Below are 14,613 nucleotides of genomic sequence, written 5' to 3'. Positions count from 1 at the left end.
CCGCAATCATTTGTTGCGTTTCTTAAAAATCAAAAAAAGAAAGCGAGCCACAAGTCGGTTGGACTTGTGGCTCGCTTTTTTAGGAAAAAATGTGTTATTTCCCTTTCATCCGTTCTTTGCCTTCTTGACACATATAGAGTAGCGGACAGGCTTCACATTTAGGCGCTCTTGCTAGGCAGTGATAACGCCCAAAGAAAATCATGGTATGGTGCGTTTTCACCCAGAGTTCTTTCGGAACTTTACGCATTAAGGTTTGCTCAACTTCAGTAACATTCGCATTTAGCTTACAAATTCTAAGGCGCTTGGACACTCGTTCCACATGTGTATCTACTGCAAAAGCCGGTTCGCCGAAAGCATCTCCCATTACTACATTGGCTGTTTTTCTCCCCACGCCAGGTAAACTGACCAGTTCATCTCTGGTTTGCGGAACTTCTCCATTGAAACGTTCTAAAAGTTGTTGTGCGCACGCTTTAATATTTTTTGCTTTATTGCGATATAAGCCAATGGTTTTTATTTTAGCAATAATCTCCTCCACCGGCGCAGCTGCTAAAGCTTCTGGTGTTGGAAAAGCTGCGAATAAACCAGGAGTCGCTTTATTTACCGATACATCGGTTGCTTGCGCACTTAAAATCACAGCAATTAATAATTCAAAAGGATTCTTATGTTTTAATTCACATTCTGCATTTGGAAACATCTCATACATAATTTCAATAGCTTCCATTGTTTTCTCTTTTGATAGCATGGCCCACCTCCTTTTTATTCACTGTCTTCTGGATTTAACCAATTGTGTAATGTAACCTTTGGCAACGATTCTTGTGTCTGACCTTGTTGTTCAATCTCATTTTGAATCATAGAATCTTTTCGTTTTTTCTGATCAGCAGCAACTTGTTCTTTGGTGGTAATATTTTTACGCTCCCACGCAAGTAAAATACGATCAATATATTTCAAACTATACGCCTGATTTAAAACGGCTTCTCGCAACGCTAACCGGATTAATTCAGGGGAATAATGGTCCGTGTTCAACCACTGACCAATCATTTCTAATTCAATTGGTGAAAGTGGACGTCCGAATTCTTTTTCAAAGCCTTGGTAAAGCTGTTTAATTTCATCTTCGTGGTTTGCGACAACTTGTTTTTCTTTGCTCGTTTGTAAAAATAATTGAATCTTTTGAAAAACAGGCAGTAAATCATACGTATCCATCATTTGACCTTTTTGGTTTTGTTGTGTTTCAATTCGAATAAATCCGCGAGAAACCAATTGATTTAACAACTTATAAATCGTATCTGGCGTTTTGCCCATCGTCTCTGCAATCGCCATTAAGTCTGGAAATAAATCGCCTGCATTTTGCGAACGAAAAAGTTGCAGTAAAAAGAGAAATTCATCATCTTTCAAACCAATTTTTTGGTAATGATCAAATAGTAAGTTTGAGATTGTTGTTTCACCAGCTTCTAAATATTCACGAATTGATAACATTGTTGTTGTCCACTTCCCCTTGCTTGTTTCACTTATTGCACTTGATAAACATCAAAATAAATAGCTTTCATATAATCAATTAAATAACCAGGATTCAATTCTTCTCCCGTTGCATCATAAATTAATTGATTTGGTTTACGTGAAGCGCCGTACTGATGAATATGTTGTGTTAACCATTTACGGATGTCAGAATAATCCTCCGAAGCTAAAATTTCATCAACAGATAATTCTTGTTTCATTGCGTGAAATAGTTGCGCGGCGTACATATAACCCAAGGCATAAGATGGGAAATAACCAAAGCTACCTCCAGACCAATGAACATCTTGAAGGACACCTTCTAAATCATTTTCAGGTGATACGCCTAAGTACTCTTGGTATTTTTCGTTCCACACTTTTGGCAAATCAGCGACTTCCAAAGAACCATTAAATAACATTTTTTCAATTTCATAACGAATAATGATATGCAAAGGATAGGTGAGACTATCGGAATCAATCCGAATCAAACTTGCTTTCGTTTCTTTTAAAGAAGCATAGAAATCTTCAAAAGCAATATCATCAAAAGTACCTTCTGCGCATTCTTGGAAAAACGGGTATTGTTTTTGCCAAAAAGCCCGGTTGCTACCAATGATAATTTCATTAAAGAGCGATTGTGATTCGTGAATCCCCATAGAGGCACCTTCGCTTAGCGGCGTAAAGTCAAATTTAGGATCAAAATTTTGTTCGTACATCCCATGACCCGCTTCATGAATCACACCAAATGTTGCCATTGAGAAATTATTTTCTTCCCAGCGCGTAGTAATCCGCGCATCATTTCGATTTAGAGCTGTCATAAATGGATGAACTGTATCATCTAATCGGCCTTTTGAAAAATCATAGCCTAATTGCTCAACCACACCAATCACAAAACGGCGTTGTTGTTCTTTGGTCATTTTTCTAGATAAAAAGTCAGTTCTAGGCGGCGTACCTTTTTCTGCCAAAACGGTCCGAATCTCTTGAATCCCTTGTTTTACTTGGTCGAATACTTGGTCTAGTTTCTCAACCGTCATCCCTGGTTCAAATTGATTTAATAACACATCATACGGAGTTTTTTCTTCTTTTTGCCAATAAGGAATGAACTCTTTTTGGAACGCAACGACCTTCGTTAAGGTTTCTTCTAACAAGCCGAAATCTTGTGCAGCGCGTGCTTTTAACCAATCTGTATGTGCTTGGTTTAATACTTTAACATATTCTTGCATACGTTCAGCTGGAACATTTTTATTCAAAGCATATTCTTCTTTTACTTTTTCAAAAACCAGTTTCCCTAATTCAGATAATTCTTCAGGGCGTGTCTCAAAATAGGCCAATGCTTCTTGAATAACTGGGCCAATACTTCGTTCAAAATATAATCCGGTTAAATACCCTTCTACTTCTCCTCGAAAAGGACTACTTTTTTCTGGCATCCCAGTTGATGAATCCCAGTCTAATAATGTCAAGGCATTTTTTAGTAATTGAATTTCTTTCACTTCTTGTAAAAATACAGCTTCCTTCATTTTTTTACACCAGCTTTCTTAGTCTTCCCGTGGTTTTCTTGGTGGACGTGTTCCCCAGTATTGGAATAAATCTGTTCGTAAGGCTCCGTTGTAAAGCTTCCGTTTTTTAGTAGCTTTGGCACCATAATATTCTTCAAAAGCAAGATCACTCGTCAGTATATACTTGCTCCAAGTAGTTAACGGACGGAAAACATGGCCCATTTCTTTATACAAACGACGAACACTTTCCTCTTCTCCTAAACGCTCACCATAAGGCGGGTTAGCTACCATTACACCATATTCCTTCTCGGTTGTAAAATCTTTTAATGCCAATTGTTTAAAGGTAATTGAATCACCTAAACCAACTTCCTCAGCATTCGCTCGTGCGACTTCAATCATTCGCCCATCAACATCTGAACCACAGATATCTAATTCAACATCGTAGTCTGCCTTTGCCTCGGCTTCGTTACGTACTTTTTCAAAAATTGCTGGATCAACCCAATCCCATGTTTCACAAGTGAAACTACGATTAAAGCCAGGGGCAATGTTATGGCCAATTAATGCTGCTTCAATACAAATTGTTCCAGAACCACAAACTGGATCATAAAAAGGACGATCTTTGCGCCAATTGGTCAACATCACTAAAGCAGCTGCCATGTTTTCCTTAAGAGGTGCGCCCCCCTTTTCAATGCGATAGCCTCGTTTAAATAAACTTGGCCCAGTCGTGTCCAACGTCAACGTCACTTTATCTTTTAGCAGAGCCACTTCTAATTTAAACAAAGCTCCTGTTTCAGTTAAGGGCACCGTCGCTGGACGATGGTAAACTTCTCTTAAACGGTTAACAATGGCTTTTTTGGTGATGGCTTGGCAATCAGGAACACTATACAATTTTGACTTAATTGATTTACCTGCAACTGGAAATTCTGCATCTAAAGGCAAATAATCTTCCCAAGGAAGTGCTTTAACTTTTTCAAATAATTCATCAAAACTATAGGCGTTAAATTCGCCAACGACGATTTTAATCCGATCTGCTGTCCGTAGCCATAAATTGGCAGTAGCAATTGTTTCAACAGTGCCTTCAAAGACGGCCCGGCCATTTTCTACTTCACAGGGAATCCCTAAATCACGCAATTCTTTTCCAACTAATGCTTCTAAGCCACTAGCAGCCGTTGCAACAAGTTTGAATGTTTTTTCTTTCGTCATAAAAACTCCTTCTTGACTCTTTTTTATTGTCTGGAGCTAACAGTCCTGCCGACTACTGCTCCGCTTGTTTTTTATAATTGTCCGCTTTCTCTGAACTAAACGGTCCTGTCGCGGCCTCTTTAGAACAGACAGCTTACTACTTTTATCTCAGTTTCTTTATTTTAACATTTTTTTATTCTTTTCGTAAAAAAAGCCTTCACAACTACGTTGGAAGGTCTTCCTGAATTACTTGTAATTTTCTATAAGCCATGTTCTGTATCACCAATTCTTCAGGAAAAATTGGTGACGGTCATCATCTATCTGCAGAGTAAACTCTGCCTCTTCTACTCGTTCATTTCCTTTAGAAGAGCGCCCCTACCATTGTTTGGGTTGCTCGCTCGAGGGGTTTACCGCGTTCCACCGATGGAGTTTCCCACATCGCTTCGTCACTGTGGCACTTTCAAGGATACTTTGACATAGTCGAAACCTTAGTCATTTTTCCTGCCGTTACTCTAAAAGAGTACCTTAGCTTATGATTTCGCTAAGCACGAACACTACAAGCATCTCAGCTTGTGCGAGCATGGACTTTCCTCAGCTTGCAAAAGCAAACCGCGATCACCCGAAAATTACAAACCTGTTTAAACGAACAGCAAAAATTTACACACTACAACAAGTGTCCGCTATTCTAACAAATGCTTTTTGTTCCTCGTGAAAACTTGACTTAAATTGTCTTGTTAAAATTGACGTGTTTGTGCATTATCAACATCATGGTTCGCTGGTTCTGCAGTCATTGACGGTGCGGAAGGCGTTACAGGTGTTGAAGGTGTTTCATCTAACTTTTTACCAAAAACTTCACGCTCTAAGTTTGATAAACGTTTTAAAATATCAAAGTTGGTCACTGCTGCACTTTTTGGTACTTCTTGAGCAACACGAGGCGTTGGTTGGGCTTTTGATAATTGGTCTAATTTTGCCATTAAGCGGCTGTTTTCTTCTTGCAAGCTTAATAATTCTTTATTATAAGCTTCGTAGTCTTTAATGACATTGTCTAAAAATTCGTCTACTTCAATTGGGTCATACCCGTTCATCATTTTCGTTTTAAATTCTTTTTGTAAAATGTCTTTAGGACTATATACTAAATTTGCCATGTTTACACCTCATTTGTTTATTTACGATAGAAAATTTCATAGTTCCACAAATACTATTGTAACGAAAAATAGCTAGAAAATCAAACAGATTCTCTAATCAATCACCGAGTTTTGTAAATCATCCATTGTAATTAAGCGAATATCATAGGGTTCTCGTTCCGAAAAATGTTGTGCATCCTTTAAAAAATACTCCGTTTTGCCAGGGTACTCTTTGTCATAAATAAGTAAGCTGCCCCCAGAATGTTCCAAAAGAAATTTTGTATGCATTTTTAATTGTGCTGGCGATTGATAGGGCTGGTGACTTACTGAGTTGATATAATCAGCCAAACTTTCCGCTTTCGTTAACAGTTCTCGATTTTGTTCATTCCAATTATTGCCAAAGTCTTTAAATGGATAAAGCAAACCTAGCTGGACTTCTGGATATTCCGTTTTTAATTCCCCAACTACTTCAGCTGTCCAAAGTTCAACACCTAAATTGCCAGAAATCAAAATCCATTCTACTCCCGCTTCAATATAACTGGCTAACTCTTTTTTTAAGACATTTTTAATAACTGTGATTTTCGGGTCTTTTCCTTGAAATATCCCCAATTCAAAGCTGCGATAACCGGTGACATAGAGGGTTTTTATCATTTCCATAAGTCATCCCTTTTCTTTCAGGTCTTTTTTTTGGTATAATACAGGCTAGGAGTGTGATAAACGTGTCGTTCCATTATCCTAACGGAATACCTTATAATCATCATGAAGCACAATCACCAAAAAAACAAGTAAAAAAGAAACGCCCCGTTGAATTTGGTAATCGTGGGATGGATTTCGAAGAAGCGATCAATCAAAGCAATCAATATTATCTATTGAATAAGCAAGCAGTCGTTCATAAGAAACCCACTCCTGTTCAAATTGTTAAAGTAGATTATCCCAAACGAAGTGCGGCTGTTATTAAGGAGGCCTACTTTAGACAAGCTTCAACGACTGATTATAACGGTGTATATCAAGGCCGTTACATAGATTTTGAAGCGAAAGAAACGAAAAATACCACGTCCTTTCCCTTTAAAAATTTTCATCAACATCAAATTGATCATATGGAACAATGTATAGCACAACAAGGGATTTGTTTTGTGCTATTATGGTTTTCAAGCTTAAAACGCTGCTTCTTTTTTAGTGGTGAAAATCTAATAACGCATTGGAAAAACCAAGCAGTTACTGGAAAAAAATCTATGCCGCTTGCACTCATCGAGAAAGAAGGAATTGAATTATCTTTTGGAATCGCACCGCGAATCCCTTATCTCGACGCAGTGGAACAATATATTCAGACACACTAGATTCATAAAGTTTTGAAAGTATAACAAAGGAGTTGCTATTTATGCCAACCGCAAATTCAGGCTCGCGAGCTGCTAGACATGCATCCAACACCTCATCGAAGTCGAGTTACAAGAAAAAGACACAACCGCCGAAAAAGAAAAAACGGCTTGTTTTAAAAATCTTTCTTGGCTTACTTATCGCTGGGATGGTCGTTTTTTTAGCAGGCGTTGGTCTTTTTTGGTTCTATGCACGACAAGCCCCAAAATTAGAAGATGACAAACTGAATGCGACAGTTTCATCGAAGCTTTACGATATTAATAATGAAATTTTTGAGGATTTAGGCGCAGAAAAGCGTGAATTAATTCAACCAAATGATGTGCCTCAATTATTAAAAGATGCCATTGTTTCTGTCGAAGACCGTCGTTTCTATAAACACATTGGTGTGGATCCGATTCGGATTATCGGTTCTGCCCTTTCAAATGTCAAAAATGGTGGATTACAAGGCGGAAGTACCTTAACCCAACAATTAATTAAATTGTCCTACTTCTCTACAAAAGAATCTGACCAAACCTTGAAACGGAAAGCACAAGAAGCATGGATGGCTGTTCGTTTAGAACGTGAAAAATCAAAAGAAGAAATTTTAACTTACTACATTAACAAAGTCTACATGGCGAATGGTTTTTATGGAATGGAAACAGCGGCTGAAAATTATTATGGTAAACATTTATCTGAACTTGATTTACCACAAACGGCCCTACTGGCAGGAATGCCACAAGCGCCAAACTCATACGATCCCTATACAAAACCAGATACTGCTAAAGAACGTCGGGATGTTGTACTCTACACAATGTACGACAATAAAAAAATCTCGAAAGCAGAGTACGAAAAAGCCAAAGCGACCCCAATCGATGAAGGCTTAGTGCCATTAAAAGCCAGTGATGACAATCGAAAAGTCGTAGATAATTACGTCAAAGAAGTAATCAATGAAGTGAAAGCAAAAACTGGCAAAAATGTTTACACAGACGGACTAGATATCTACACAAACTTAGATATGAATGCCCAAAAACAACTTTACGATATTGTCAACAGTGATCAATACGTTGCGTTTCCAGATGATAAAATGCAAGTAGCTTCAACCGTTATTGATGTTGCCTCTGGACAGGTCCGAGCACAAATTGGTGGTCGTCACATTCCTGATGATGTGCAATTAGGAAACAATTTAGCTGTTAACACCCAACGTGATGTTGGTTCAACCGTGAAACCAATCATGGATTATGGTCCCGCAATTGAGAATTTAAATTATTCGACAGGTCGCCTCATGGTGGATAAACCAACGAAATATCCTGGTACCGACATTGATGTCTTCAACTCTGATTTAACATATCAAGGCGTCATTACTATGCGCCGTGCGATTATGGGTTCTCGTAACACGACCGCGGTCCAGACGTTTGATGAAGTTGGTAAAGAAAACATCATGCCTTTCATTAAAGGACTAGGAATTGACTATAAAAACTTAGAAGCCTCGAATGCCATTTCAAGTAACACAAGCGATGTAGATGGCGATAAATATGGAATTTCCTCATTGAAGTTAGCAGCAGCTTATGCGGCTTTCGCCAATAACGGGATATACAACAAACCGTATTACGTAAACAAAGTCGTTTTCAATGATGGAACTAGCGTTGATTATCAACCTGATGGTAAACGTGCGATGAAAGACTCTACCGCTTATATGATGACGGATATGTTAAAAGATGTTTTAAACGGCGGAACAGGATTTAACGGCGCCATTCCAGGCTTAATCCAAGCGGCCAAAACAGGGACTTCTAACTATACTGATGAAGATTTAGCGCGAATGGGCACAACAGAAAAAGGAATTGCCCCGGATAGTACCTTTGTTGGTTATACAACACACTATGCCGTTTCTGTTTGGACTGGATACAATGATCGAAATACACCAATCTATCAAGAATACTATGGGATTGCCTCGGATGTTTATCGTGAAATAATGAGTTACTTGTCTCAAAATGTTTCAAACGATGACTGGGTGCAGCCAGACAGTGTTGTGCGGGTAGGTAATGAATTATACGTGAAAGATGCCTATGAGGTACCAAATGTACAAGTTTTACCAAGTACTACCTCTTCAGCACCACAGCCGGAATCTAGCAGTACGGTGGAATCCTCTTCCACAAAAGAAGCGGAAAGTTCATCAAGTTCTAGTTCAGAAAGTGCGCCTTCTTCCTCTGAAGCGCCACCCTCAACCGAACAACCGGCAAGCTCTTCCTCAGCAGAGCAACCGGCAACATCGGAACAACCACCTGAACCATCAAGTTCTAGTTCACAAGAACCGCCGCAACCACCTGAAAGTAGTTCTAAACCAGATGAAAATAAAGCAGCATAAAAATGGACGAAGTGAACTGAATCACTTCGTCCATTTTTGCTTATTTACTTTCTTTATTTGCCAAAGCTGCACCAACAAATCCTTTGATTAAGCGTTGTGGGCGATTTGGACGAGAAATTAATTCTGGGTGGAATTGACAAGCCACAAAGAATTGTTTTTCAGGAATTTCAACAATCTCAACTAAACGATTATCTGGTGAAACTCCAGAGAAAACTAAGCCATTTTCTTCAAATAATTGACGATATTTGTTGTTAAATTCATAACGATGACGGTGACGTTCTTGGACAACATCTTCATTTCCGTATGCTGCCGCAGTTTTCGTTCCTTTTTTCAATTTACATGGATATAAACCTAAACGTAGTGTGCCACCTAAATTCTCGATGTTTTCTTGATCTGCCATTAAATCAATAATGTTAATTGTCACGTCAGGATTAGTTTCTGCAGAACCAGCATCTTCTAAGCCCACAACGTTACGACCAAATTCTACACAGGCCATTTGCATACCTAAACAAATACCAAGGAATGGTACGTCATTTTCGCGAGCAAAACGAATCGCTTCAATTTTTCCTTCAATTCCACGATCACCAAAACCACCAGGAACCAAAATACCATCTGCTGAACCAATTCTTTCAGCGACATTTTCAGCAGTTAATTCTTGTGAATCAACCCAATCAATTTCGATATCTGAATCAAAATCAAACCCAGCATGTTTTAATGCTTCTACAACAGAAATATAGGCATCTGGTAATTCAACATATTTACCAACCAGCGCAATTTTTGTTTTCTTTTTCAAGTTAAGAACTTTTTCTTCTAATGCACGCCACTCAGTCATGTCTGCAGCCGGTGCATCCAATTTTAAATGATCACAAACAATTTGATCCATGTTTTGTGCTTGAAGTGCTAATGGAATGGAGTATAACGTTTCAACATCACGAGATTCAATTACCGCTTCCGGATTAACATCACAGAATTGTGCTAATTTGTTTTTAGTGTTTTGAGAAACAGGTAATTCCGTACGGACCACTAAAATATTTGGTTGAATCCCTAAACTTCTTAATTCTTTGACACTATGTTGTGTTGGTTTAGTTTTCATTTCGCCAGCCGCTTTTAAGTAAGGAATCAAGGTTGTATGGATGTACATTACGTTGTCACTACCCATATCAGCTTTCATTTGGCGCAATGCTTCTAGGAAAGGTAATGATTCGATGTCGCCGACAGTACCACCTACTTCTGTGATAATCACATCGGCATCCGTCATTTTCGCTGCACGCATGATTTTTTCTTTGATTTCATTGGTAATGTGTGGAATAACTTGCACTGTTGCACCTAAGTATTCCCCTTTACGTTCTTTACGTAAGACTTCTGAATAAATTTTTCCAGTGGTTACGTTTGAGTATTTATTTAAGTTAATATCAATAAAACGTTCATAGTGACCTAAGTCCAAATCTGTTTCGGCACCATCATCTGTGACAAAAACCTCTCCATGTTGGTAAGGACTCATTGTCCCCGGATCCACATTAATATATGGATCGAATTTTTGAATCGTTACTTTTAATCCACGATTTTTTAATAATCGTCCTAAAGATGCTGCGACAATCCCTTTTCCGATAGAAGAAACCACGCCACCTGTAACAAAGATGTATTTTGTCATAATAGTTAAAAACCCTTTCTTTGATAATATTTTGTAGAGAGAAGTAAAACAACTTTGAGACTCTTACGTTTCTCCAAATAAAAAAGAAACAAAAATAGAAAAGCTCCCTATCCATTACGAATAGGGAGCTTGTAAGTTCGTTCAAACTTCTGACCTTCTTAAAGGTGCCCAAGTAGTATAATACAAGCAAACGGACATCAGGTCAAGTACTTCTATTCAAGAAAATAATTTTTTCTATTTTCTCATTTTTCTTAAGCATTCAACTAAAAAGCTTGACTCCTTCTTAGGAATCAAGCTTTTTGGTTTCTTACTCTTCAGAATATTCGTCATCAAAATCGTCTTCATCTTCAACATCATCGTCATCAATGATTGTTAAATCTTCTTCGATTTGCGGAATGTCTTCTTCATCATCGTCTGAATCTGCACCAATCTCTTGTAAGTCAGAGTTGTATGCTTTGATTTCTTCATCTTCATCTTCTTCATCATCGTACAAGATGTCTTCTTCATCATCATTTGTTAATTCAGCATCTTCTGGATCGTCATCGTTATAGTCAATTACATCTTCATCGTTTGGATTAGTGATGAAGGCATTTACTTTTTTACGTTTTCTACGACGTGGTGCATCTTCTTCGTCTTCTTCCAAGCCATGTGTAACTTCTTCATCGATTGAATCGATTGGATACCATGAACGTAAGCCCCAACGATTGTCTCCCAATGATATAAAGCTACCGTCGATGTTTAAATCTGTATAAAATTGTGCTAATTGGTCACGAATTTCACTATCAGACTTGCCAAGATAATTTTGGATTTGGTTAACTAAATCAGAAAAATCCATTACATCTGCATGTTGTTCTAAAATAGCGTGTGCTACTTCAATCATGGATAATTCTTTTTTGTTTAACCCTTCAAATACATTAATTTCCAAGAGGTACACGTCCTTTCACAGTCTACTCCTTATCATACAAAAACATTGAAAAAAAATCAATTCTATTCTGCAATATTTATGCAGTAAATTCTAATTCTAAATGATATTCTCCGATTCGCTCTGTTTGAGAGTATAAATCATAATCAACTAAAATCTTACCAGACATTGGTTGATCTTTTAAACTAACACGCAAATTATGTGTAAACGTACTAATCTGTAGCAAGCCATAAGGGGTTCGATAACTTGTATCTAATTTTTCCTGATAGCCAAATCTTAAACGCATCCGTAATTCGCCGGCACGAATCAGCTGAACATGCCCGTCTGGTTCAATTTTAATGGTTACGGGGGTTGGTTCTGTATCCTCTAATAATTCTTCTTTGTAACGAATGTATAATGTATCACCCATTTTTACTAATTGACCTTCTAAGTCAAAGAAAAAATCTTTTTGTTCGTTGCCTTGTTGGACAATCGTTTTTAGTTGAATCGATACAGGAACGCCTGTTGATAAATCCATAATGGTCACTCCTTTTCCAAAATATAACTTTCTTATTGTTGACTTTTTCAATGTATTTGTCAACTAAAGTCAATTTTTCCTTGCTTATGTACCTTTTCTTATTGTATAAGCTCTTTTCACGGGTTGCAAGCATTTGTTTCATCTATTTAATAAGAAAACCGTTTACTATTTTAGAGAATTCCTTCAGAATTCGTTTATATAACATGCTTTTTTGCGTTTTTTGTATATAATATAAGAGAGAGTAAGAAAATAAACGTATTAAATGACGTAATTATAAATAGACAGGACGTTTTTTATGAGCACAACTTTTCCCCTTCACACCGAATCATTTATGCTCCTTGATTCAGGTTGTTTAACAAACAGTGACTATTTTTTACCTTTTGCCTTGACCGATGTTTTAACCACTTTTTCAGGAATGCAGCACCAACCAATCATTCATTTCTGGCAATTGGATCAAGCAATGATTCTTGGCATGAAAGATACCCGTGTACCACATCTAAAAGAAGGCATCGCTTCTCTGCAAGAAAACGATTATTCTGTAGTCGTTCGCAATGCCGGCGGTTTAGGGGTGATTGCCGATTCGGGTATTTTAAATGTTTCACTTATTTTACCAAATAATTCTGAACACAAATTAAGTATCGATGCGGCTTATGAATTAATGTGGGCTTGGCTCCGTCAGAGTTTTCCGGAGAAAGAGATTGACGCCTTTGAAATTACTACATCCTATTGTCCCGGTACTTATGATTTAAGTATTGGCGGTCAAAAGTTTGCAGGGATTGCCCAACGACGCGTCAAAGACGGTATTGCTGTCATGATTTACATCAGCGTTAACGGCAATCAACTTGCTCGTGGAGAAGTGGTTCGAGACTTTTACCTTGCTGGCTTACAAGAACAATTTGGTGAAAATGGCTATCCACCCGTTGATCCAGCAGTGATGGCAAATTTAGAAACGCTGATTGAGACTCCATTAACAATAGACGCCGTAAAAACCCGTTTAATCGAAGCATTACCTCAACAATTTGAAAAATCTATTGATCCAAACTTAACCGAACCAATTATAACCTCAGAATGGTTCCAAACAAATTTAACTGTCCAGCTGGAAAAAATGGCGCAACGAAACGCCTTAATTAAAGGAGAGATCGTATGACGATTCCGTATAAAGAGCAACGATTACCAATCGAAAAAGTTTTCCGTGATCCCGTCCATAATTATATTCATGTCCAACATCAAGTGATTTTAGACCTTATTAATTCTGCTGAAGTGCAACGATTACGTCGCATTAAGCAACTAGGTACTTCTTCTTTTACGTTTCACGGTGCCGAACATAGTCGTTTTTCCCATTCTTTGGGTGTTTACGAAATTACACGTCGGATTTGTGAGATTTTCCAACGTAACTACTCTGTGGAACGATTAGGTGAAAACGGCTGGAATGACGACGAGCGCTTGATTACACTTTGCGCAGCTTTATTACATGATGTCGGTCATGGTCCTTATTCACATACATTCGAGCATATTTTTGATACAAACCATGAAGCAATCACGGTCCAAATCATCACCTCACCAGAAACGGAAGTCTATCAAATTTTAAATCGTGTTTCGGCAGATTTTCCTGAAAAAGTCGCCAGCGTTATTACTAAACAATACCCAAATCCTCAAGTGGTGCAAATGATTTCTAGTCAAATTGATGCCGATCGTATGGACTATCTGTTACGTGATGCTTACTTTACAGGGACTGAATACGGAACCTTCGATTTAACTAGAATTTTACGTGTGATTCGACCCTACAAAGGAGGCATTGCCTTTGCTATGAATGGGATGCATGCGGTGGAAGACTATATCGTTAGTCGTTATCAAATGTATGTCCAAGTCTATTTCCACCCTGTTTCTCGTGGGATGGAAGTGATTCTTGATCATTTATTGCATCGGGCGAAAGAATTATTTGAAAACCCTGAATTTGACTATGATTTACAAGCCTCTCTGCTTGTACCATTCTTTAAAGGGGACTTCACCTTACAAGAATATTTAAAATTGGATGATGGCGTCCTCTCTACGTACTTTACACAATGGATGGATGTGCCTGATTCAATTCTAGGTGATTTAGCCAAACGTTTCCTTATGCGTAAGCCTCTGAAGTCAGCCACCTTTACGAACGAAAAAGAGAGCGCAGCAACGATTGCTTATTTAAGGGAATTGATTGAAAAAGTTGGTTTCAACCCTAAATATTATACTGCCATTAATTCAAGCTATGATTTACCTTACGATTTTTATCGTCCAAATAAAGACCGTCATCGTACACAAATTGAATTGATGCAAAAAGATGGCTCATTAGTGGAATTGGCAACGGTTAGTCCCCTAGTTGCAGCACTTGCTGGTCAAAGTCAAGGAGATGAACGTTTCTATTTCCCTAAAGAAATGCTTGACCAAGGAAATAAAAAACATTACGATTTATTTGATGAGACGTATCGTGAGTTTTCAAGTTACATTCATAATGGTGCGTTAGTTTTAAAAAAATAGGTTTTCT

The 14,613-nt window shown here is 38.0% G+C and carries 13 protein-coding genes and 1 other RNA gene; 4 read left to right on the top strand and 10 right to left on the bottom strand.

From position 1 onward, the window contains the following. Positions 1-94: 94 nt before the first annotated feature. The 7 genes from nth to PYW42_RS04960 form a co-directional block, all read right to left on the bottom strand. Positions 95-742 carry an endonuclease III gene (nth, locus tag PYW42_RS04990; RefSeq protein ID WP_002357985.1) on the bottom strand — a complete coding sequence of 216 codons (648 nt, stop codon included), beginning with the start codon at positions 740-742 and terminating at the stop codon, positions 95-97. Positions 743-756: 14 nt separating this feature from the next. Then, positions 757-1,473 (bottom strand): DnaD domain protein, encoded by a 717-nt coding sequence (locus tag PYW42_RS04985; protein ID WP_002357986.1) that lies wholly within the window; start codon positions 1,471-1,473, stop codon positions 757-759. A gap of 32 nt (positions 1,474-1,505) precedes the next feature. Beyond that, a complete protein-coding gene (locus PYW42_RS04980) occupies positions 1,506-3,002 on the bottom strand; it encodes a carboxypeptidase M32 (RefSeq protein WP_002384705.1) in 1,497 nt (498 codons plus the stop codon). A gap of 18 nt (positions 3,003-3,020) precedes the next feature. Continuing rightward, on the bottom strand, positions 3,021-4,184 hold the full coding sequence (locus PYW42_RS04975; RefSeq protein WP_002357989.1) for a THUMP domain-containing class I SAM-dependent RNA methyltransferase: 1,164 nt from the start codon (positions 4,182-4,184) through the stop codon (positions 3,021-3,023). Positions 4,185-4,421: 237 nt separating this feature from the next. Then, positions 4,422-4,790: RNase P RNA component class B (rnpB, locus tag PYW42_RS04970), an RNA gene on the bottom strand. Positions 4,791-4,897: 107 nt separating this feature from the next. Further along, the gene (gene gpsB / locus PYW42_RS04965) at positions 4,898-5,308 is read right to left on the bottom strand and encodes a cell division regulator GpsB (RefSeq protein WP_002357990.1); all 411 of its coding nucleotides are present in this window, start codon (positions 5,306-5,308) and stop codon (positions 4,898-4,900) included. 93 nt (positions 5,309-5,401) lie between these two features. Then, positions 5,402-5,944: an SLOG family protein gene (locus PYW42_RS04960; RefSeq protein WP_002360568.1), complete on the bottom strand. Its 543-nt coding sequence runs from the start codon at positions 5,942-5,944 to the stop codon at positions 5,402-5,404. A 62-nt stretch (positions 5,945-6,006) separates the two neighbouring features. On the opposite strand from PYW42_RS04960, the gene recU reads away from it, so the two are divergent. Both recU and PYW42_RS04950 read left to right on the top strand, forming a co-directional pair. Beyond that, entirely contained in the window at positions 6,007-6,624 is a 618-nt protein-coding gene (gene recU / locus PYW42_RS04955) for a Holliday junction resolvase RecU (protein WP_010730750.1), read from the top strand. 41 nt (positions 6,625-6,665) lie between these two features. Next, positions 6,666-9,002 carry a PBP1A family penicillin-binding protein gene (locus tag PYW42_RS04950; RefSeq protein WP_002409863.1) on the top strand — a complete coding sequence of 779 codons (2,337 nt, stop codon included), beginning with the start codon at positions 6,666-6,668 and terminating at the stop codon, positions 9,000-9,002. Positions 9,003-9,042: 40 nt separating this feature from the next. Here the strand turns inward: PYW42_RS04950 and PYW42_RS04945 are convergent, their stop codons facing one another. From PYW42_RS04945 to PYW42_RS04935, 3 genes are all read right to left on the bottom strand, one after another. Further along, positions 9,043-10,653 (bottom strand): CTP synthase, encoded by a 1,611-nt coding sequence (locus PYW42_RS04945; protein ID WP_002409864.1) that lies wholly within the window; start codon positions 10,651-10,653, stop codon positions 9,043-9,045. A gap of 307 nt (positions 10,654-10,960) precedes the next feature. Next, positions 10,961-11,578 (bottom strand): DNA-directed RNA polymerase subunit delta, encoded by a 618-nt coding sequence (gene rpoE, locus PYW42_RS04940; protein WP_002357996.1) that lies wholly within the window; start codon positions 11,576-11,578, stop codon positions 10,961-10,963. 76 nt (positions 11,579-11,654) lie between these two features. After that, complete coding sequence (locus tag PYW42_RS04935) at positions 11,655-12,092, bottom strand: YwiB family protein (protein ID WP_002382132.1); 438 nt, start codon at positions 12,090-12,092, stop codon at positions 11,655-11,657. A gap of 331 nt (positions 12,093-12,423) precedes the next feature. On the opposite strand from PYW42_RS04935, the gene PYW42_RS04930 reads away from it, so the two are divergent. Both PYW42_RS04930 and PYW42_RS04925 read left to right on the top strand, forming a co-directional pair. Continuing rightward, on the top strand, positions 12,424-13,239 hold the full coding sequence (locus PYW42_RS04930) for a lipoate--protein ligase family protein (protein ID WP_002390086.1): 816 nt from the start codon (positions 12,424-12,426) through the stop codon (positions 13,237-13,239). Then, positions 13,236-14,606 (top strand): dNTPase, encoded by a 1,371-nt coding sequence (locus tag PYW42_RS04925; RefSeq protein ID WP_002357999.1) that lies wholly within the window; start codon positions 13,236-13,238, stop codon positions 14,604-14,606. The genes PYW42_RS04930 and PYW42_RS04925 overlap by 4 nt, the downstream gene beginning before the upstream one ends. Positions 14,607-14,613 lie beyond the last annotated feature (7 nt).

Origin of the sequence: Enterococcus faecalis (assembly GCF_029024925.1) — a bacterium.
Taxonomy (GTDB): domain Bacteria; phylum Bacillota; class Bacilli; order Lactobacillales; family Enterococcaceae; genus Enterococcus; species Enterococcus faecalis.
Note: the sequence above shows the minus strand (reverse complement) of the source record. Positions and strands in the feature narration are given on the sequence as shown.

Coding starts and splice junctions, on each gene's coding strand:
- PYW42_RS04925 (WP_002357999.1), top strand. CDS start 13,236: ATGACGATTCCGTATAAAGAGCAACGATTACCAATCGAAAAAGTTTTC.
- PYW42_RS04930 (WP_002390086.1), top strand. CDS start 12,424: ATGCTCCTTGATTCAGGTTGTTTAACAAACAGTGACTATTTTTTACCT.
- PYW42_RS04945 (WP_002409864.1), bottom strand. CDS start 10,653: ATGACAAAATACATCTTTGTTACAGGTGGCGTGGTTTCTTCTATCGGA.
- PYW42_RS04950 (WP_002409863.1), top strand. CDS start 6,666: ATGCCAACCGCAAATTCAGGCTCGCGAGCTGCTAGACATGCATCCAAC.
- PYW42_RS04960 (WP_002360568.1), bottom strand. CDS start 5,944: ATGGAAATGATAAAAACCCTCTATGTCACCGGTTATCGCAGCTTTGAA.
- PYW42_RS04975 (WP_002357989.1), bottom strand. CDS start 4,184: ATGACGAAAGAAAAAACATTCAAACTTGTTGCAACGGCTGCTAGTGGC.
- PYW42_RS04985 (WP_002357986.1), bottom strand. CDS start 1,473: ATGTTATCAATTCGTGAATATTTAGAAGCTGGTGAAACAACAATCTCA.
- PYW42_RS04980 (WP_002384705.1), bottom strand. CDS start 3,002: ATGAAGGAAGCTGTATTTTTACAAGAAGTGAAAGAAATTCAATTACTA.
- gpsB (WP_002357990.1), bottom strand. CDS start 5,308: ATGGCAAATTTAGTATATAGTCCTAAAGACATTTTACAAAAAGAATTT.
- PYW42_RS04935 (WP_002382132.1), bottom strand. CDS start 12,092: ATGGATTTATCAACAGGCGTTCCTGTATCGATTCAACTAAAAACGATT.
- nth (WP_002357985.1), bottom strand. CDS start 742: ATGCTATCAAAAGAGAAAACAATGGAAGCTATTGAAATTATGTATGAG.